Below are 18,077 nucleotides of genomic sequence, written 5' to 3' on the forward strand. Positions count from 1 at the left end.
TGTACGACGTCGACTTGTCTGTGGAGAAGCAGACTGGCGACGACGCGCTCTGCAGAGAACGTTAGCAGAAGATTCGAAGATATGTTCGAAGACCACTCTGCGTGTCTCCAGCGTTCGACTCCTCGTCACAGACCTGAGGATTCGACACGAGACGGCGGCGCGTCAGGAGCGCATCCGATTCTTGGCCGTTTTGGGGTCGACGCCATGCCACCGGCTTTTGGGCACGTCTGCTGCGGCGCACAGCGCCAGCCAGACCTCACGAGGCTCATCGCCTCTGGCCAACGCGACTCTGCCGGTCACGTCGCCGCAGGCACCCAGCACAAGGTCATCGACCAGCACCTGCCCGTACGCGCTGCCGAACTCGTTCTCGACAAACTCCCAGAACTGGCTGTTGCGCATCGGCTGAGCTCAGCGCGCTGAAGGAACGTAGCGATCGACGTCGTCGAGCAGCTCGTCAGGAATCGTGTCGGGGATGCCCGACATATCGTCGAAGGGATGCGCAGTGATGCCCTCGAGCGTGGCCATGCGATCACTCACCTGACGCATGATCTGCGAGACCGGCACATCAAGCGCGTCGGCAACCGACGCGAGAATCTCGCTCGACGCCTCTTTCTGCCCGCGCTCGACCTCGCTGAGGTACCCGAGCGCAACGCTTGCCCGACCGGCCACCTGGCGAAGCGTGTGGCCCCGTTCCTGTCGCAGATCCCGGAGCACATCACCGAGCTCCTGGCGAAGCAATACCATCGGTTCTCCTCTCCGGCCCGCTTGAGCCTGGCTGTTGCGGCTACGAACCAGAGTAGCCCACCCCTGTTACAAGGTATGCAGAGTGACAGCTCATGCACAATTACTGAAGGCCATGGGGTTCTGTTGGTACAACGAAGGTGCACCACACGCTATTCCCGCGTCTGCGACACGAGTTCGTCGCCGTGGAACGCCCGTGTGCTCTCTAATCCGTCGCAGCAGCATGCCGGACGAGATTCCAAGCCCTCCTCAGTGGCCGTGTGCGTCGGCCGCCTGGAATGCGAGCCTGCCGTGGGCATAGGCTCCGCCTGCACGCAGAGCCGCGGCGACCCACGCGGCTTCGGCCAGCTCGACGTCGGTCGCGCCCGCGTCGATCGCTCGTGCAGTGTGCCCCTCGATGCAGAACTCGCACTGAGTTGTGAACGCCACTCCCAGGGCGATCAGCTCGAGATACTTGACCGGGATCTCACGCTGCACCGAGAACACGGTGTCGTTGAACGCGCCAAACGCTTTGAGCACATCTGGGGTGCTCTCTCGATAGACCCTGCCGTAGGCTTTGCTCTCCTGCTGTGCCATCCTGCACCTCTCCGTTCGTTCTCGGTGACCATACCCGCACACGTCAGCCGGCATCCGTCGAGCCGACGCACGACGTAACAGTGTGCCGCCCTTGCGGGGCCGGCGCCGCTCTCCGGTCACGCGCAGCTGCCCCGGCACTAGACTCGTCCAAGATCCATGCGGCGCACCGAGGAGCGGAACCTCTCGTTCCCAGCTTCACCGCGGCCTCCGACAGCCTGGCTGCGCCGACCGAGAGACGAGGAATCCAATGCAGGACGGGCAGACGAGCACAGAGACGAGCTCGAGCACGACGAAGGCGAGAAGCGGCTTTCGCACGAGACACCTGACCATGATGGGTCTGGGCTCGGCCATCGGCGCCGGCCTCTTTCTCGGCAGCGGGGCAGGCATCGCGATGGCGGGGCCCGCGATCATCGTCTCCTACGCCGTCGCCGGCGTTCTCGTGCTCATCGTGATGCGCGCCGTCGCCGAGATGGTCTCAGCACGCCCCTCGACCGGCTCGTTCGCCACCTACGCGTCACAGGCGTTCAACAAGAAGGCCGGGTTCACCCTCGGCTGGCTGTACTGGTTTCTGCTGATCATGGTGCTCATCGCCGAGATCAGCGGGGCCGCCGGCATTCTCAACTCGCTGATTCCCGCAGTGCCGCAGTGGTGCTGGGCGCTGATCTTCGTGGTCTCGTTCGCGGCGGTCAATCTCTGGGGCGTTCGCAACTTCGGCGAGTTCGAGTTCTGGCTCTCGGGGGTCAAGGTCGTCACCGTCGTGGTCTTCCTGATCATCGGCGTCGCATTGATCGTCGGCGTTGTGGGCGACGGCCCGGTGGGCTTCTCGAATCTGTTCGAACACGGCGGCTTCGCTCCGCAGGGCTTCAGCGGTGTCGCGGCCGGGCTGCTCGCCGTGATGTTCAGCTTCGGCGGCATCGAGATCATCACGATCGCCGCTGCCGAGGCCGATCGCCCGCGTGAGGCGATCCGCGCGGCGACCAAGAGCATCTTCTGGCGCATCCTCATCTTCTACATCGGCAGCATGCTCGTCATCGCCACGCTGCTGCCGTGGAACGACCCGGCTGTCAGCGGCCCGAACGGCCCGTTCGTCGCAGTGCTGCAGCTGGCTCACATCCCGGCCATTGCGACGGTCATGCAGATCATCGCCGCCCTCGCGCTGCTGTCGGCGTTCAACGCGAACATCTACGCGACCTCGCGCATGGCCTATTCGCTGACAGCGCAGGGTGAGGGGTTCGCTCCCCTGCTGCATCTGTCGAAACGCAAAGTGCCGACCAATGCCGTCTTGGCCTCGATCGTGCTCTCGTTGGTCGGGGTGTTCCTCAACTGGTGGATTCCCGGTCAGGTCTTCACGGTGCTGCTCGACCTCGTCGGCGCTGCGCTGCTGGTCGTCTGGGCGGGCATGCTCGCGTCACAGCTGCGTCTGCACCGCGAGCTCGAGCGCGAGGGGTCGATCAGTCTGCGCATGTGGTGGCACCCGTGGCTGTCGTGGATCGGGCTCATCGGGCTCGCCGCGTTCGCCGGGCTGATGCTCTGGAACGAACAGACTCGCTGGCAGCTGCTCGGCACGATCGCCATCACGCTGGTGATCTGGCTCATCGGCCTCATCAGGGGCGTCGATCGACGCCGTTCGACGATGCCCGGCGACCAGTCGCCTGAGGCGGGTCAGGGCAGCGGGCCAGTCGTGACGGGGCGTCCGGGCGTCGACGACCACTGACTCCACGAGCCGGGATAGAGCGCCGCATCGATTCCGGCAAGGCTGAGCGCCAGAATCGTGTGTGTCGCTGACACGCCAGATCCGCAGTGCACCGCCACGGAGGTCGTGCCGTCGATGCCGAGACCGGCAAAGCGCTCGCGCAGCTCGTTCGGCGAGCGGAACGTGCCGTCGTCTGCGAGGTTCTCATCGGTCGGGGCGTTCACCGCACCCGGAATGTGCCCCGCCTGCGGATCGACCGGCTCGCTCTCACCGCGGTAGCGTTCGCGCGCACGGATGTCGACCAGCGTGCCATGCTGTGGCAGACGGCCCGCCTCGTCCATAGTGACGGTCGGCAGATGGCCGAAGCGCACCGTCACCGTGCCGTCGGCGCCGGCGACGACGTCGCCTGCCTGCAGCGGCCGACCCTCGGCTCTCCATTTGGCGAGCACTCCGTCGAGCAGTCGAACGTTCTCGAAACCGGCGTCTCGCAGCAGCCACCAGGCGCGCGTCGCGGCGATGCCTCCGACGTCGTCATAGACGACCACCAGGTCTTCGGGGCGCAGCCCCCACCTCCGCACAGCTCGCTGAAAGCGTTCGGTTGAGGGCAGTGGATGCCGCCCGAGCTCTGGTGCGGCAGGATCGGCGAGCTCGACGTCGAGGTCGACGTAGATCGCTCCGGGCAGATGCCCTGCCAGATACTCGTCATGGGTGCGATCATTGCCCAGCTGCCAGCGCACGTCGAGCAGCACCAGGCGGGGAGCATCCGCCTGCCCGCGCTGGTCGATGAGCGCCGCGACATCGTCAGTCGAGATGAGCGGATCGATGGCCATATGACTCCTTTGTCGGTGAGTTGTGCAGCGGGTGTCGAGCAGGGCGACTCGGATCAGCGCATGCCGAGATCGATGTGCTCCCAGAGATGATCGAGGGCGGCCGAGACCGTTGCCTCGCGAATCGCCTGACGGCTGCCACCGAAGTGATGCGCGAAATGAGTCACGCCGGACTGTGACGCCAGGCCGATGAAAACCGTGCCCGGAGGCTGGTCGTCCTGCCAGTCGGGGCCGGCGACTCCCGTGGTCGAGATGCCCACGGTCGAGACCAGCGGCCCCTGCGCCAGCCGCTCACGCACGCCGAGCGCCATCTCTTCGGCCACCTGCGGGTCGACCGCGCCGCGTTCTTCGAGCAGCTGTTTGTCGACGCCGAGCAGGCGGTGCTTGAGCGGAGTCTGGTAGGCCGTGATGCCTCCGGCGAGCACCTTCGATGCGCCGGGCACATCGGCCAGCGCCCCGCTGACGAGACCTGCGGTGAGCGACTCTGCGACGGCGATGGTGAGCCCGAGCCGCGTGTAGTGCTGAATGATGAATCCCTGCCGGCTGATCGGCTGTTCTGCCATCATCGGGTGCCTCCTGGCTGTGTGGTGTCGTCGGCAGACGAGCGCGCTCGGTGCCCGCGAACGGCATCGACGGCATAGGCGACGCCGCTGTACAGAGTGAGCAGCACCGCTGCTGCGAGCAGCGCCCATGTGATCCACTGGAACCAGGCGACGTGGAGCGCGAAGGGGGCGAGGGCAAATGCGATGGCGACCGACTGCACCACCGTCTTGAGCTTGCCGGCACGCGAGGCGGGAATCACCAGGTGCGACCGCAGAGCGATGACGCGATAGATCGTGATGCCGATCTCACGCAGCAGAATGACGATTGTCACGGCCCACCACACATCGCCGACGATGCTGAGGCCGATGAGTGTCAGGCCGGTCATGCCCTTGTCTGCGATCGGATCGGCGATCTTGCCGAAGTCGGTGATCTGCCCCCAGCTGCGCGCGAGGTGACCGTCGATGCCGTCTGAGGCCATCGCCACAATGAACAGCACGGTCGCCCACCAGCGCAGACCGCCGCCGTGCACCCCGGCCGCGTCGACCAGCAGCAGCACGAAGACGACGGGTGCGAAGAGGATGCGCACGACCGTGATCGCATTCGGCAGGTTCCAGGGTGAGGGCTGAGCGTCGCTCGAGCGCGCCGGGGTGGGTGTGGTCATCTGGGTCATCTTCCTGTCAGCTGCCAGGCGTCCTGACTCGAGCCGCCATGCCGACGGCCGTCGTCCAAGTCGTCAAGATCGTTCGAGAGCACCGGTTTGCTGGGATCGACACCTCGGGCGTCGGGTCCCGTCGGTGCGTGGTTGTCGGGACCGCCATAGCCGGCGACGTGCCCGCGCGTTGCGGTTGACTCCGCCTCGTGTTGGGTGCTGCGGCTCTCATAGGACTGCCCAGCCGTGCCGCCGCCCGAGCCAGTCGGATGCCCGCCGCTGGGTGCGTCGCCGCCCGCGGCTGGCGTCGCACCGTCGTCATCAGCGTCGTAGATGCTGTCGCGCTCGCCTCGCAGGTAGGCCAAGACGTTGGGCAGATACTCTGGCGTCACCAGCACATCGCGTGCCTTCGAGCCTTCGGAGGGGCCGACGATGTCACGCGACTCGAGCAGATCCATCAGACGCCCGGCTTTGGCAAAGCCGACGCGCAGCTTGCGCTGCAGCATCGATGTCGAGCCGAACTGGTTTGAGACGATCAGCTCGGCCGCAGCCAGCAGATCTTCGAGATCGTTGCCGATGTCGGCGTCGATGTGCTTCTTCTCGGCCTCTGGTGCAGCGGTGACGTCTTCGCGGTAGTCCGGGTTGGCCTGCTGTCGAACATGATCGACGATCGCATGGATCTCGCCCTCTTCGACCCAGGCGCCCTGGACACGAGCCGGTTTGTTGGCACCCATCGGCAGGAAGAGCGCGTCACCCTGCCCGATCAGCTTGTCGGCGCCGGCCTGGTCGAGGATCACGCGGGAGTCGGTGACGCTGGTCACGGCGAACGCGAGACGGCTCGGAACGTTGGCCTTGATGAGACCTGTGACCACGTCGACGCTCGGTCGCTGCGTCGCAAGCACCAAGTGGATGCCGCTGGCACGGGCGAGCTGAGTGATGCGCACGATCGAGTCTTCGACGTCTTTCGGCGCGACCATCATCAGGTCGGCGAGCTCGTCGACGACGACCAGCAGGTAGGGATACGGCCTGAGCACTCGCTTCGAGCCTGCAGGAGGCTGCACCTCTCCGTTGACGACGGCCTTGTTGAAGTCGTCAATGTGTTTGAAGCCGTAGTTTGCCAGATCGTCGTAGCGGTGATCCATCTCTTTGACCACCCACTGCAGCGCGTCTGCCGCCCGCTTGGGGTTGGTGATGATCGGGGTGATCAGGTGAGGCACTCCGGCGTAGTTCGACAGTTCCACACGCTTCGGGTCGACCAGGACGAGCCGCACCTGTGCCGGCGTGGACCGCAGCAGGATCGAGGTGATCATCGAGTTCACGAAACTCGACTTGCCCGACCCGGTCGAGCCGGCCACCAGCAGATGCGGCATCTTGGCGAGGTTCGCCAGCACGAAGCCGCCTTCGACGTCTTTGCCGACGCCGATGGTCAGCGGATGGTGGCTCTTCTGCGCCGCCGGCGATCGCAGGATGTCTCCCAGATGCACCGTCTCGCGGTCGCGGTTCGGAATCTCGACGCCGATGGCCGATTTTCCGGGAATCGGCGACAGAATGCGCACATCGGCGCTGGCCACCTGATACGCGATGTTCTTGCTGAGCGCAGTGAATCGCTCGACCTTGACGCCCGGACCGAGTTCGACCTCGTAGCGAGTCACCGTCGGGCCTCGGCTGAATCCGGTGACTTTGCCGTCGACGCCGAACTGCTGCATGACGTCGGTCAGCTGTGCGATGACTTCGTCATTGACCTTGGTGCGTGCCTGTGCGGGTGCCCCCTTGCTCAGCAGGTCGATCTCGGGCAGCTGATAGGGATGCTCTGGGTCGTCAAACGAGGCAGGCTCAGGTTCAAAGGTGTCTGGTTCGTCACTGGGAGCAGCACCGTGCTCCCCCTCGCTGAGCACCTCGGTGTGGGTGTTGTCAGCGGCATGCACGGTCGCGGCGGGTTCGTCTGGAATGTCGAAGAGTGCGGCGACTTCGTCTGCGGCAGGCGTCTCGGCGCTTTCGATCGCCTCGTGCTCGGCTGCCTCGGCGGCCTTCTTCGCACGGCGTTCGGCTCGGCTCGGGCGACTGCGCCGACCGGGCTGCTGCGGGCTCTCTTCGGAGCGGTCGCTCGCCAGCAGCGGACGTGTCGGCGGAAGCTGTTCGCCCGGAGTCATCTTGGCCTCGTCGGCCTCGCGGGAAGCACTGTGATCGAGGCCGAACATGTAGGCATAGGCCTCGCGCAGCCGACTCATGATGCGGTTCGGCGGCGTCTTGGTGAGAATTAGCAGTGAGAGCAGCAGCAGCACGGTGAGCACCGGCACAGCGAACCAGACCGTGAGGCGGATCGGCAGGAAGGCGACGGTGAAGCCGATGATGCCGCCGGCCTGGGCGACGTGTTCGAGGCCGTCGTCAGCTGGAACGGGGTTGCCTGCCGCAACCTGCCAGAGCCCGGCGAGCATGGCGACGAAGAGCCCCAGACCGATGCCGATGCGACCGGTCTCAGCGGCCTTGACCGGGTGGTGGAACAGCCAGAGACACAGCAGAAAGAAGAGCACTGGCAGCAGCGTGGCAGACCCTCCGAAGAGCGCCCCGAACGTTGCGGTGTGCAGCGCGTGCCCGACGGCTGAGGTGGGCAGGAACCACTCGACGACGACACCGAGAACCGCCAGTACGAAGAGGGCGAAGGGAAACCCGTCGCGGCGTTCGTCTGCCGGCACCTTGTCGGGAGCGAATGCGCGTGCGGCGGCGCCCACGCCATGCGCGCACGCCATGTAGGCACGCCTCACAAACGGCCCGAACCCCTCGCCTTCGGTCTGCACGCGCTTGGCCTGGCCCTTCTGCGCGTCTTGGAGCACGCGGGTCTTCGCCGTCTTCGCGGCGGGTTTCGTTCGGGGTTGTCGAGCCATGGCCTCAACGGTACCGCCAGCCGCAGACGCTTGCACGCATACACGCTGGCGGCACCAGGAAGAGTCCGAGCGGCAGACCCTGGATCAGTCGCTCTCGGTGACGATCTCGACGTCGTCGATCGACTCGGCTGGAAGCACGATCGGCACGATCATCGGCTTGCGGCGAAGCCTCTGGCTGACCCACCGGCCGACGGTGCGGCGCACGACCTGCTGCATGACGTGCGGGTTGCGCTCGCCCTCTGCGTAGACGTCTGCGATCGCACGCTCCACGCGTGGCACGACGTCGTCGAAGACCTTGTCGTCTTCGGCAAGGCCGCGCGCCTGAATCTCGGGACCGACGACCAGATGGCCGTCGTTCATGTTGATGCCGATGATCACCGTGATGAAGCCCTCGGCGCTCAGCGTGCGCCGATCCCGCAGGTCGGCCTCAGTGATCTCTCCCACCGACGAGCCGTCGACGAAGATGTGGTCGTTGCGGTACTGACCGGTGATCTTCGCTCGACCCTTTGCCAGATCGATGACCGACCCCGAGTGCGCCACGACGATGCCCTTGGGGTTCACACCCGTCGAAGCCGCCAGTCCAGCGTTGGCGTGCAGATGGCGAACCTCGCCGTGAACCGGCATCGCCATGTGGGGACGCACCACGTTGTACCACTGCAGCAGCTCGCCCGAGTTGCCGTGGCCCGAGACGTGCACCTTGGCGTTGCCCTTGTGGATGACGTCGGCGCCCTTCTCGATCAAGTTGTTGATCAGACCAGAGACCGCAGTCTCGTTGCCCGGGATCAGCGACGATGCCAGCAGAACGGTATCGCCCTTCTCGACGGTGATCGAGGGGTGTGAGCCGTTGGCGATGCGAGACAGCGCGGCCAGCGATTCGCCCTGCGAGCCGGTGCAGATGTAGACCAGCTTCTCGCGCGGCATCTTGCCGGCCTTCTTCAGATCGACCAGGGCGTTGTCGGGAATGTTGAGGTATCCCAGTTCGCGGGCGATCGTCAGGTTGCGCAGCATGGAACGGCCGACCAGCACGATCTTGCGTCTCGCCTTGATGGCGGCGTCTGCGATCTGCTGCACGCGGTGCACATGCGACGAGAACGTCGACACGATCACCTGCTGCTTCGCCTCGCTGATCACACGGCGGATCGCCGGGCCGACGCTGCGCTCAGAGTCGGAGTGCCCCGGCACCTCGGCGTTGGTCGAGTCCATCAGCAGCAGATCGACGCCTTCGGCGCCGAGACGTCCCAGGCCCTGGAAGTCGGTGACGCGACCGTCGATGGGTGTCTGGTCGACCTTGATGTCACCGGTGTGCAGCAGCGTGCCGGCCGGTGTGTGCATGGCGACGGCGAGGCAGTCGGGAATCGAATGGGTCACCGTGAAGAACTCGAGTACGAACTCGCCGACGGTCAGTTTGTCTCGTGCCTCGACGACGATCGACTCTGGAGTGATGTGGTGCTCTTTGAGCTTCGCCTCGGTGAGCCCCAGCGTCAGACGTGAGCCGATCAGAGGAATGTCGTCGCGCAGTTTGAGCAGGTAGGGCACGGCACCGATGTGGTCTTCGTGGCCGTGAGTGAGCACGAGCGCATCGATGTCGTCGAGACGATCGGCGATCGGTGCGAAGTCAGGCAGGATGAGATCGACACCGGGCTGTGAGTCTTCGGGGAAGAGCACGCCGCAGTCGACGATGAGCAGACGTCCGTTGAGCTCGAACGCCGTCATGTTGCGTCCGACCTCGCCGAGGCCGCCCAGTGGGATGATGCGCAGAGTGTCTTTGCGCAGTTTCGGTGGCTGATTGATGACTACAGCGGACAAATCCGACCTTCCGTGGGCACACTCGTGCCCGTGCTTCGTGCGGCTCCAACGTGGAGACTCGCGTCTTCATGGCCGTGCCTCGTGCACGACATGTACATCTCTTCTCGTCACCGGAGCAGGCGAACGTCGCGCGATCAGCCTGCGCTGGTCACGCTGCGCGGGGCGCGGACGCCGTGCTGCTCAGGCGTTACGCCGTGCCGCGCCGGGGATGCGCGGCAGTGCTCCTCCGGCCGCAGCATTGCGGTCGGGGCGGAAATCTGTGAAGTCGACACCGGGAATGCTCTCGACCGCGTCGATGTCAGCCTCGATGAGCGCGGCTTCGGCGTCTTCTGGACCGACCAGCGGCAGTCGCACGCGCGGGCTGCCGATTCGGCCGAGACCGTGCAGGATGTACTTCGTCGACACCGTGCCCGGAATGTGCGTCATGGTCGCCCGCACCAGTGGCTCGAGCTGACGGTGCACGTCGAGCGCAGTCGCGAAATCGTTGGCGTTCACGGCGTCGAACATCTTGCGGTATGCGGCCGACACGATGTTGGCGGTCACGCTCACCACGCCGACCGCACCGAGCGCGGCGTGCGCCAGCGCATGGGTGTCGTCACCGGAGTAGTAGGCCAGGCCGGTCTCGTTCAGCACGCGCGAAACCTGTGCGAAGTCGCCCTTGGCGTCTTTGACCGCGACCACGTTGGGATGCTTCGCGGCGCGCGAGATGGTCTCGTACGTCAGCGGAATGCCAGCACGCCCGGGGATGTCATAGAGCATCACTGGAAGATCGGTGGCGTCTGCGACCATGCGAATGTGTGTGAGCACGCCCGCCTGCGTCGGCTTCAGGTAGTACGGGGTCACGAGCAGAATGCCGTCGGCCCCGGCGGCCTCGGATTCGCGGGCCAGCTGGATGGCGTGCGCCGTCTCATTGGAGGGCCCACCCGAGATGATGCGGGCACGGCCTGAGGCCACCTGTTTCGCAGTGCGAACCAGCTGGATCTTCTCGGCGTCAGTGAGCGTCGAGGTCTCACCGGTCGTGCCGCTGACGACGATTCCATCGGCGCCTTGGGTGACGCAGTCATCGATCAGCGCTTCGACTCCGGCCCAGTCGACTTCACCGTCGGCGCGCATGGGAGTGACGACTGCGACCAGCACTTGGCCGAGCTGATTGATGATCTCTGTCTCTGGCATCACCTCAGTTTACCCCGCAGGCAGGCGGCTGGCCACATTTCGAGCGTGACCGGCGCCGAATCATGCCGCAGGCCTCTGCTGCGCAGCGGCGTCTCTGCTGACAGAATGGGCGAACGCAATGCGACCGGAGCAGAGCCAGACCGAAGGAGCCACCATGTCGACCATCGCCATCGTCGGAGGGCACGGCAAGATCGCGCTGCTGCTCACGGAGCGTCTCTCGTCGGCCGGGCACACGGTGCTCAACGTCGTTCGCGACGCCCGCCATGAGCCCGACGTGCTGGAGCGCGGCGGAACCCCGCTGCTCGCCGACCTCGAAGCGGCGAACGCCGTCGAACATCTCACCGAGAGGTTTCAGAATGCGGATGCCGTGGTCTTCGCGGCTGGGGCGGGCGGCGGTTCCGGTGTGGCTCGCAAGCACACCGTCGACTACCTCGGTTCTGTTCGCAGTGCGGACGCAGCGGTCGCGGCAGGGGTGCGCCGTTTCGTCCAGATCTCGTTCATCGGCGCCGAGCAGGACGAGCTCGGCCTCGACGACGAGGTCTTCACCGCGTACCACCACGCCAAACGAGACGCGGATCGTGCACTGCAGAGCCGCGACGACCTGGACTGGACGATCGTGCGACCCGGCCGCCTGACCGACGACCCGGCCTGCGGTTCGGTTGCTCTCGGCACCGGGTTCGCCCGGCGAACGGCCGAGGGCGGAGCGTCCGACAGCATCGCACGCGCCGATGTCGCGGCGCTGCTGCAGGCGGTGCTCGACGAGCCGGGCACCGTCGGCCGCGCGATCGACGCGCTCGAGGGAACCGCAGCGATCGCAGCAGCCGTCGCCCAGCTCTTCGGCGTGTCTCAGTCTCGCTGAGCCGATTCTGCCTGCGGCGCCTTGCGCTCGACGCGAATCGCCTGCACGAGCGTGCGTCGGCCGTCGGATCGATGCCCTGCGGCATCCTGCATGAGCCCCAGACGCAGAAGGTCCTGCCAGGTCACCCGCTCCCCTGCCTGTTCGACTGCCGCAGCCAGGTCGTCGACGCGCTGCGTGGCGACCTCGCGGTCGGCCTTTCCGCTCGGTCGCAGCGGCAGGTCGTCGGTGGGCAAAGCGCCCTCTCGCGACAGCCTCGCGATGAGCCGGTTGGCACGCACGGCGAATCGCATCTCGGCATAGATCACATAGACGCCGAGCAGCGGAAAGATCAGCAGGAACGCGCCCATCGTCTTCGCAATAGGATCATGCAGGCCGATCAGCACGAAGGCGCGCTCGAACACGGTGAAGATGTACAGGGCCAGAAAGACGATCATGACGATCGCCAGGGTCAGTGCCCGAGACTGAGCGCCGCGGTCCATCTCAGAGCCCGATGACGTCGGCGAGCCCGACGGTCGTACCGGTCTGCTCGTGTGCGAAGACGATGCTGCGTGCGATGCCGTCTCGGTAGGCGTCGATGCTCAGGGTGTCATGCCGAAGAGTCAGCGTCTCAGCGGTGCCGCCGAAGATGACCTGCTGCACGGCGTCGACTCCCTGCAGACGCAGCGAGTGCACCGGAATGCCCTCGACCAGCTGGCCGCGAGCGGTCTGGTCGGTGTTCGGCTGCGCGTAGGGGCCGTGTGCGGCCGCAATGAGCTCGGCCGTGCGCACCGCGGTGCCCGAAGGGGAATCCTTCTTGCGGGCAGGGTGCGCCTCGACCACCTCGACCGAATCGTAGAGCGGAGCGGCGAGCTGCGCGAGTTTGGTGGCCAGTGCTGAGCTGACCGAGAAGTTCGGCACGATCACCAGAGAGCTGCGATCTGCCCGATCGGCGACCTCGGCGATGCGCTCGGCGCTCCAGCCCGACGTGCCGACGACCACGTCGATGCCGTGGTCGAGCGCGTGGTCGACGATCTTTCGGCTGGCGTCATAGATCGTGAAGTCGACCACGACGTCGGCTCCCTCCATCTTGCTCAGCGAGCTGTGCGAATCAAGTGTCGAGTGCAGCGCGAAACGGTCGTCGTGTTCGATGATGTCTTCGACGAGCCGCCCCATGCGCCCGGTGGCGCCGGTGACAGAGATGTTGAGAGTCATGCGTTCAGTGTAGTGCGGGCGCTCTACGACCCGGCGATGCGGTCAGCGAAGCGGCTCGAAGGTGCGCAGCACGTCGTCGAGCAGTGCCGATGCGCCGAAGCGCATCGACGCCGGGGCCACGAACGAGTCGCCGCAGATCACGCGCGCCAGCCGCAGATAGACCCGGGCCTGATCCACGGTGCGCACGCCTCCGGCGACCTTCACTCCGATGGTCTCACCGGTCTCTTCACGCCAGTGTGCGCTGGCCTGCAACAGCACGGCCGCTGCCTCGGGAGTCGCACCTGCGCGCCCCTTGCCCGTCGACGTCTTGACGAAGTCGGCACCGGCGAGCAACGCGATGATCGCGGCATGGAACATGGCGTCGTAGTCGGGCAGCTCCCCCGTCTCGAGAATGACCTTGAGGTGTGCGCGGGTGCCGTCGCCTCGTTCCACCAGGCGCCGCGCGGCCAGCACCCAGTCGTAGACCTGCGCGTAGCGTTCGCTGAGCAGCGCACCGCGGTCGATGACGATGTCGATCTCGTCTGCTCCGGCAGCCACGGCGTATTCGATCTCGGCGGCCTTCGCAGCGAGCGGCGACCGACCATGCGGAAAGCCGCCGGCCACTGCGGCGAGCGCGACCGGAGCATCCGCCGCCTCGTCGAGCGCCACCCGAGCCGGCACGACGAGGTCTGCGTGCACACAGACCGCAGCCGTCGCGGGCAGCACTGCCGGGTGCATGAGGTCCGATTCGGGTGCGAGTGCTCGCCGCACCAACGCCGCGACGCTCTCTGGGGTGTCGTCAGCCGACAGACTGGTCAGATCGATGAGCGATGTGATCAGCCGCAGGTCGTCGGGGGTCGCCGCATCGCGCGTCGCGATCTGGGTCTGCTGCCCCACCCACGGCGTGAGCTGGGCAGGATCGATATGCGGCAGCGAACGCAGCAGCGTCGTGATGCGCGCGTCGGTGGCCGGCCCGTCGAGCAGCTGCGCCGAGCGCTCAAGGATGCGATCGAAGTCTGACATGCAGCTCATTCTAAGCGGGCGGCGCGGCGTGAGAGACGTCGCCGGGTACGATGATGGGCATGCAGAGACCCCGTACCGTTCCGCTGAAACACGAGCGCATCGCAGACGCGCTCGCAGCCGACATCCAGGCCGGGACCTTCGCTGCAGACGAACCGCTGCCCAGCGAGGCCGCACTCGGTCGACGGTTTGCGGCGAGTCGCAACACCGTGCGTCAGGCGCTGGCCGCGCTCACCGATCAGGGTCTGATCATGACGCGGCCGGGCGTCGGTTCGTTCGTGACGTTCCATCCGGTGGATGCCGAGCCCGCGCTGGGCTGGGCCAGTGCGATTCAGCAGAAGGGTGCGGTCGGTCACGTTCGAACGCTCTCGATTCGAGAAGTGGCGGCCGCAGAGCTGCCGACCGGCCTGCTCGGTTCGATTGTGTCACCGGCCGAGCGGCTGCTGCGCATCGAACGCGTACGACAGGTGGTCGGGGCGCGCACGATCTCGCTGGAACGTTCGCTGGTTCCGGCCGTCGTCGAGCTCGACGGGCTGCCCGAGCAGGGCTTGGTCGACGAATCGATCATCGCGACGCTGCGCAAGGCCGGCCTGGTCGCAGCCTCTGGAGAGCAGTGGGTCGACGTCGGCACACTCGGCGAGCGCGACGCTCAGCTGTTCGACCGCACGGCGGGATCAAGCGTTCTGGTGTCACGATGCGTCACGCGCGCTGCCGACGGCACGCTGGTCGAATACGCCGAGTCGCTGATGGACCCAGACTATTTTCGCCTGCATCTGACTTTCTGACGCACCACGGCTGCGTGCTCTCCTACGCTAGAGGCATGACCAATCCGGATCTGCCCAAATTCGCTCCGCCCGCCTACCAGCCGACGCCGACTCCCCCGCCCTACGGAGGCCCGGGACAGGCCCCGTATCAGCCCTACCAGCAGGTCACCCCGTACAAGAGCCGCATCGCCGCCGGCCTGTTCGGCATCTTCTTCGGAACCCTTGGCGTGCACAACTTCTACCTCGGCAAGACCGGGCTCGGCGTCGCACAGCTGCTGATCACGGTGCTGTCGCTCGGCATGCTGGCCATCGTCTCCTCGATCTGGGGTCTGGTCGAGGGCATTCTCATTCTTGCGAAGGCACCGAACTACCGCACCGACGGCACGGGCCAGCCGCTGCACGACTACATGACCGAAGACTGAATGACCGAAGACTGACGCTGGCCTGCCCTCCGCCCATCAGTGCTGGTGAGCGGCGGGCAGGCGCAGTGACACGCCCCCTTCGGTTCCAGGTTCGACGACGACGAACTGTCCCATCATGCCTTCGTCCTCATGCCGCAGCAGGTGGCAGTGATACATGTAGGGAGTCGCCGGGTCGGTGTCGGAGCCGAACTGCACCGCCAGGCGCACTTTGGTGGCGTGCGGCACGAAGACCGTGTCTTTCGGCCCGCGCATCCATTCGGGTGGTTCAGCCCCGTCGATCTCGACGATGCGGAACGAACAGGCGTGGATGTGAAAGTTGTGCGGGTCGACGGTGTTCGCCACCCGCCATTCCTCGAGCGCCGCTGCGGGCACGACTTCGTCGATGCGGTTCATATCCATCGACAGCCCGTTGATGCGGTTGGCATTGTCGAATGAGAAGTCGCGCGCCTTGCTGCCGGCCGCCGGAGTCGCGGCGACTCGGGCACCGGGAAGATCCGCCGCGAGGGGTGGCGAGGGCCGCAGCTGCTCGGCGGCGTCGAGCCGCAGCAGGTTGAACTCGGCGTTGTCGAGCACGTCGTTGGTGCCTTTGGCGCTGCGCAGCATCACCCGTTCGCCGGGCTGCAGCTCGACGACGATCTCGACGCGCTCTGCCGGGCTGAGCAGCACCTGCGTCGCGCTCACCGGGTGCTCGAGCAGTCCGGTGTCTGTGGCGATCACAGAGAAGGGGCGCTGGTCGTCGCATTCGACGTGATAGACGCGTGCGTTCGACCCGTTGACGACGCGCAGGCGCACGAGCGTGGTCGTCGCGGTGAACTGCGGCAGCAGCGTTCCATTGACCAGGATGCTGTCGCCGAGCAGGCCGAACGCGGAGTCGGCGCCGGAGGTCGAGAGATCCCCGTCTCTGGTGAACGAGCGATCCTGCAGAATCACCGGGACGTCGTCGACGCCATAGGTGCTCGGCACGCCGGCCCGGCTCACGGCGGGGTCGTCGATCAGAAAGAGGCCCGCCAGCCCCCGGTACACCTGCTGAGCAGTCTCGCCATGCGGGTGCGGGTGGTACCACAGCGTCGCTGCAGGCTGAGCGATCGTCCAGTCGGGGTGCCATTCGCCGCCTGCGTCGACCATCTGGTGCGGGCCGCCGTCCATCCGAGCCGGCAGCATCATGCCGTGCCAGTGCACGGTCGTCGCCTCGTCGAGGCCGTTGGCGAAGTCGACGGCGACGTGCTCACCCGGCTTCGCCCGCAGCGTCGGCCCCAAGTAGTCGCCGTTGTAGCCAGCCGTCTGCGCGGTCTTTCCCGAGACGAACTCTGTGCTGCCGGGTTGGGCCTGTAGGGCGAATCGACGGATGCCTGCCGCATCGACGGTCGCCGGTGCCTCTGCCGGGATGTGCAGCGCATTGACGAAGGCTTCGGCGTCGGCCGTCGACACGCTCTGCGAGCATCCGGCGAGAGCCGCCCCCGAGGCACTGATGCCCAACGCGCCGACGGCGATCAGACCGGTGCGCTCGAGAAAGCCTCGACGGCTGACTTCGGTCATCGTCAGTGCGCCTGTGCCGCCGAGACCGTCGACTGGAGCTCACTCACCCGCAGCCGATCGGCGTCGATCGGACCGACCGCGGCGATCTGCAGCGGCCCGGCGACGAGTTCCGCGGCGAGATCGCGCACCTGTTCGGCCGTGACGTCGCGAATGCGCGCGATCGTCGCAGGCAGATCCCAGAGCTCGCCGAGCCCGATCTCCGATTTGCCCAGGCGCGTCATATGATGCGAGCTGTCTTCGAATCCGAGCGTGATGCCGCCCGAGAGCTGGCCTTTGACCCGCGCGAGCTCCGTCGCGGTCGGCCCCTCCTCGGCGAACCTGGCCACGACATCCTGCATTAGACGTGCGACTTCGGGAGCCGAGTCCGGGCGGGTGCCGGCATACACGCCGAACGAACCGGCGTCGGCGTATGTGCCCGAGAACGAGTAGACCGAGTAGGCGAGTCCGCGCTGCTCGCGCACCTCCTGAAAGAGGCGCGAGCTCATGCCGCCGCCGAGCACGCCGTTGAGCACGCTGAGCGTGAACCGGCGCTCGTCCCACCCGGGGATGCCGCGTGTGCCCATGATCAGATTGACCTGCTCGGCGTCGCGCTGACGCACCTCGAAGCTCGGCTCGACGAGTGCCGGCAGCGCGCCGCGGGTGCGCCTCGGGTGCAGCGCACCGTGTGTGGAGGCGCCCATGCCTCCGGCTGCGAGCGCCTCGCCGAGTCGGGCGAGCAGATCATCGTGGTCGATGGCCCCGGCTGCGGTGACGACGATGTCTTCAGGACGATAGTTCGCACGGTAGTGCGCCCAGACGGCATCACGACCGACGGCGTTGATCGACTCGGGTGTGCCGCCGATCGGGCGCCCCAGACTCTCGCCGCGGTACACCAGCGACGAGAAGAGCTCGTGTGCGACGTCGGTGGGGTCGTCTTCGCTCATCGCGAGCTCTTCGAGAATGACCTTGCGTTCGCGTTCGAACTCGTCACGGTCGATGACAGAGCTGATCACCATGTCGGTGAGCACGTCGACGGCCACACCGAGGTCGGCGTCGCGCACCTTGGCGTAATAGCAGGTGTGCTCTTTGCCGGTCAGCGCGTTCGACTCGCCGCCGATCTCGTCGAATGCCACGGCGATGTCCATCGCCGTTCGCGTGGGCGTGCCTTTGAACAGCAGATGCTCGAGAAAATGCGTCGAGCCGAACTGGCCTTCGTGCTCGTCACGTGAGCCGGCTGGAACCCAGATTCCCAAAGTCACCGAGTGCGCACCGGGCATGTTCTCGGTGAGCACGCGCACACCATTGGGCAGCACCGTTCGGCGAACGGTCGCGCCACCGTCGAGTTCGAACGAGGAGTCGTCCACGTCAAGTGGAAGAGGGAAAGGAGAGGTAGTAGCCATCTGGCTGAGTCTAGTTGGTCGTCCGGTCTCCCGGCTC

The 18,077-nt window shown here is 66.2% G+C and carries 18 protein-coding genes; 4 read left to right on the forward strand and 14 right to left on the reverse strand.

Translation table 11 applies throughout. The features are described 5' to 3' along the window. Nucleotides 1-162: 162 nt before the first annotated feature. The 3 genes from F8O06_RS09475 to F8O06_RS09485 all read right to left on the reverse strand — a co-directional run bounded on the left by F8O06_RS09475 (nucleotide 163) and on the right by F8O06_RS09485 (nucleotide 1,317). Nucleotides 163-399, reverse strand: coding sequence for a DUF3046 domain-containing protein (locus F8O06_RS09475; RefSeq protein WP_158038362.1), 237 nt, complete (start codon nucleotides 397-399; stop codon nucleotides 163-165). Nucleotides 400-408: 9 nt separating this feature from the next. Beyond that, complete coding sequence (locus F8O06_RS09480) at nucleotides 409-744, reverse strand: helix-turn-helix domain-containing protein (protein WP_158030947.1); 336 nt, start codon at nucleotides 742-744, stop codon at nucleotides 409-411. Nucleotides 745-990: 246 nt separating this feature from the next. Then, complete coding sequence (locus F8O06_RS09485) at nucleotides 991-1,317, reverse strand: carboxymuconolactone decarboxylase family protein (protein WP_158038363.1); 327 nt, start codon at nucleotides 1,315-1,317, stop codon at nucleotides 991-993. A gap of 328 nt (nucleotides 1,318-1,645) precedes the next feature. On the opposite strand from F8O06_RS09485, the gene F8O06_RS09490 reads away from it, so the two are divergent. Beyond that, complete coding sequence (locus tag F8O06_RS09490) at nucleotides 1,646-3,031, forward strand: amino acid permease (protein WP_225733459.1); 1,386 nt, start codon at nucleotides 1,646-1,648, stop codon at nucleotides 3,029-3,031. On the opposite strand, the gene F8O06_RS09495 is transcribed toward F8O06_RS09490, so the two are convergent. From F8O06_RS09495 to dapA, 6 genes are all read right to left on the reverse strand, one after another. Then, a complete protein-coding gene (locus F8O06_RS09495) occupies nucleotides 2,980-3,840 on the reverse strand; it encodes a sulfurtransferase (protein ID WP_158038365.1) in 861 nt (286 codons plus the stop codon). The two genes, F8O06_RS09490 and F8O06_RS09495, sit on opposite strands and share 52 nt — an antisense overlap. A gap of 53 nt (nucleotides 3,841-3,893) precedes the next feature. Then, entirely contained in the window at nucleotides 3,894-4,403 is a 510-nt protein-coding gene (locus F8O06_RS09500) for a CinA family protein (RefSeq protein ID WP_225733460.1), read from the reverse strand. Further along, nucleotides 4,400-5,041 carry a CDP-diacylglycerol--glycerol-3-phosphate 3-phosphatidyltransferase gene (gene pgsA / locus F8O06_RS09505; RefSeq protein WP_158038366.1) on the reverse strand — a complete coding sequence of 214 codons (642 nt, stop codon included), beginning with the start codon at nucleotides 5,039-5,041 and terminating at the stop codon, nucleotides 4,400-4,402. The genes F8O06_RS09500 and pgsA overlap by 4 nt, the downstream gene beginning before the upstream one ends. A 5-nt stretch (nucleotides 5,042-5,046) precedes the next feature. Continuing rightward, entirely contained in the window at nucleotides 5,047-7,911 is a 2,865-nt protein-coding gene (locus tag F8O06_RS09510) for a DNA translocase FtsK (RefSeq protein ID WP_158038367.1), read from the reverse strand. Between the two features lie 84 nt (nucleotides 7,912-7,995). After that, nucleotides 7,996-9,717 carry a ribonuclease J gene (locus F8O06_RS09515; protein WP_225732850.1) on the reverse strand — a complete coding sequence of 574 codons (1,722 nt, stop codon included), beginning with the start codon at nucleotides 9,715-9,717 and terminating at the stop codon, nucleotides 7,996-7,998. 180 nt (nucleotides 9,718-9,897) lie between these two features. Further along, nucleotides 9,898-10,890 (reverse strand): 4-hydroxy-tetrahydrodipicolinate synthase, encoded by a 993-nt coding sequence (dapA, locus tag F8O06_RS09520; protein WP_158038368.1) that lies wholly within the window; start codon nucleotides 10,888-10,890, stop codon nucleotides 9,898-9,900. Between the two features lie 154 nt (nucleotides 10,891-11,044). Here dapA and F8O06_RS09525 point away from each other — a divergent pair, with 154 nt between their 5' ends. Next, complete coding sequence (locus F8O06_RS09525; protein WP_158038369.1) at nucleotides 11,045-11,749, forward strand: NAD(P)H-binding protein; 705 nt, start codon at nucleotides 11,045-11,047, stop codon at nucleotides 11,747-11,749. Here the strand turns inward: F8O06_RS09525 and F8O06_RS09530 are convergent. The 3 genes from F8O06_RS09530 to deoC are packed head-to-tail and all read right to left on the reverse strand — an operon-like array spanning nucleotide 11,737 to nucleotide 13,942. Next, a complete protein-coding gene (locus F8O06_RS09530; protein WP_158038370.1) occupies nucleotides 11,737-12,228 on the reverse strand; it encodes a hypothetical protein in 492 nt (163 codons plus the stop codon). The genes F8O06_RS09525 and F8O06_RS09530 overlap by 13 nt on opposite strands. A 1-nt stretch (nucleotide 12,229) precedes the next feature. Beyond that, entirely contained in the window at nucleotides 12,230-12,940 is a 711-nt protein-coding gene (dapB, locus tag F8O06_RS09535) for a 4-hydroxy-tetrahydrodipicolinate reductase (RefSeq protein ID WP_158038371.1), read from the reverse strand. 42 nt (nucleotides 12,941-12,982) lie between these two features. Next, the gene (deoC, locus tag F8O06_RS09540) at nucleotides 12,983-13,942 is read right to left on the reverse strand and encodes a deoxyribose-phosphate aldolase (protein WP_192496906.1); all 960 of its coding nucleotides are present in this window, start codon (nucleotides 13,940-13,942) and stop codon (nucleotides 12,983-12,985) included. 59 nt (nucleotides 13,943-14,001) lie between these two features. Between deoC and F8O06_RS09545 the strand changes: the two genes are divergently transcribed. Then, on the forward strand, nucleotides 14,002-14,724 hold the full coding sequence (locus tag F8O06_RS09545; protein ID WP_192496907.1) for a GntR family transcriptional regulator: 723 nt from the start codon (nucleotides 14,002-14,004) through the stop codon (nucleotides 14,722-14,724). A 35-nt stretch (nucleotides 14,725-14,759) separates the two neighbouring features. After that, nucleotides 14,760-15,125 carry a TM2 domain-containing protein gene (locus F8O06_RS09550; protein ID WP_225733461.1) on the forward strand — a complete coding sequence of 122 codons (366 nt, stop codon included), beginning with the start codon at nucleotides 14,760-14,762 and terminating at the stop codon, nucleotides 15,123-15,125. 36 nt (nucleotides 15,126-15,161) lie between these two features. Here the strand turns inward: F8O06_RS09550 and F8O06_RS09555 are convergent, their stop codons facing one another. Both F8O06_RS09555 and F8O06_RS09560 read right to left on the reverse strand, forming a co-directional pair. Then, nucleotides 15,162-16,661 carry a multicopper oxidase family protein gene (locus F8O06_RS09555; protein ID WP_158038375.1) on the reverse strand — a complete coding sequence of 500 codons (1,500 nt, stop codon included), beginning with the start codon at nucleotides 16,659-16,661 and terminating at the stop codon, nucleotides 15,162-15,164. Nucleotides 16,662-16,663: 2 nt separating this feature from the next. Further along, complete coding sequence (locus F8O06_RS09560) at nucleotides 16,664-18,040, reverse strand: M16 family metallopeptidase (protein WP_158038376.1); 1,377 nt, start codon at nucleotides 18,038-18,040, stop codon at nucleotides 16,664-16,666. Nucleotides 18,041-18,077 lie beyond the last annotated feature (37 nt).

Origin of the sequence: Pseudoclavibacter sp. CFCC 14310, from assembly GCF_008831165.1 — a bacterium.
In the GTDB taxonomy this organism is placed as follows: domain Bacteria; phylum Actinomycetota; class Actinomycetes; order Actinomycetales; family Microbacteriaceae; genus Pseudoclavibacter_A.

What these genes read in the sequence shown, in the direction of transcription:
- pgsA (WP_158038366.1), bottom strand. Translation starts at nt 5,041, where the DNA reads ATGACCACACCCACCCCGGCGCGCTCGAGCGACGCTCAGCCCTCACCC.
- F8O06_RS09555 (WP_158038375.1), bottom strand. Translation starts at nt 16,661, where the DNA reads ATGACCGAAGTCAGCCGTCGAGGCTTTCTCGAGCGCACCGGTCTGATC.
- F8O06_RS09550 (WP_225733461.1), top strand. Translation starts at nt 14,760, where the DNA reads ATGACCAATCCGGATCTGCCCAAATTCGCTCCGCCCGCCTACCAGCCG.
- F8O06_RS09500 (WP_225733460.1), bottom strand. Translation starts at nt 4,403, where the DNA reads ATGATGGCAGAACAGCCGATCAGCCGGCAGGGATTCATCATTCAGCAC.
- F8O06_RS09495 (WP_158038365.1), bottom strand. Translation starts at nt 3,840, where the DNA reads ATGGCCATCGATCCGCTCATCTCGACTGACGATGTCGCGGCGCTCATC.
- dapB (WP_158038371.1), bottom strand. Translation starts at nt 12,940, where the DNA reads ATGACTCTCAACATCTCTGTCACCGGCGCCACCGGGCGCATGGGGCGG.
- F8O06_RS09545 (WP_192496907.1), top strand. Translation starts at nt 14,002, where the DNA reads ATGCAGAGACCCCGTACCGTTCCGCTGAAACACGAGCGCATCGCAGAC.
- F8O06_RS09490 (WP_225733459.1), top strand. Translation starts at nt 1,646, where the DNA reads ATGATGGGTCTGGGCTCGGCCATCGGCGCCGGCCTCTTTCTCGGCAGC.
- F8O06_RS09475 (WP_158038362.1), bottom strand. Translation starts at nt 399, where the DNA reads ATGCGCAACAGCCAGTTCTGGGAGTTTGTCGAGAACGAGTTCGGCAGC.
- F8O06_RS09560 (WP_158038376.1), bottom strand. Translation starts at nt 18,040, where the DNA reads ATGGCTACTACCTCTCCTTTCCCTCTTCCACTTGACGTGGACGACTCC.
- F8O06_RS09525 (WP_158038369.1), top strand. Translation starts at nt 11,045, where the DNA reads ATGTCGACCATCGCCATCGTCGGAGGGCACGGCAAGATCGCGCTGCTG.
- F8O06_RS09485 (WP_158038363.1), bottom strand. Translation starts at nt 1,317, where the DNA reads ATGGCACAGCAGGAGAGCAAAGCCTACGGCAGGGTCTATCGAGAGAGC.
- dapA (WP_158038368.1), bottom strand. Translation starts at nt 10,890, where the DNA reads ATGCCAGAGACAGAGATCATCAATCAGCTCGGCCAAGTGCTGGTCGCA.
- F8O06_RS09480 (WP_158030947.1), bottom strand. Translation starts at nt 744, where the DNA reads ATGGTATTGCTTCGCCAGGAGCTCGGTGATGTGCTCCGGGATCTGCGA.
- F8O06_RS09530 (WP_158038370.1), bottom strand. Translation starts at nt 12,228, where the DNA reads ATGGACCGCGGCGCTCAGTCTCGGGCACTGACCCTGGCGATCGTCATG.
- F8O06_RS09510 (WP_158038367.1), bottom strand. Translation starts at nt 7,911, where the DNA reads ATGGCTCGACAACCCCGAACGAAACCCGCCGCGAAGACGGCGAAGACC.
- deoC (WP_192496906.1), bottom strand. Translation starts at nt 13,942, where the DNA reads ATGTCAGACTTCGATCGCATCCTTGAGCGCTCGGCGCAGCTGCTCGAC.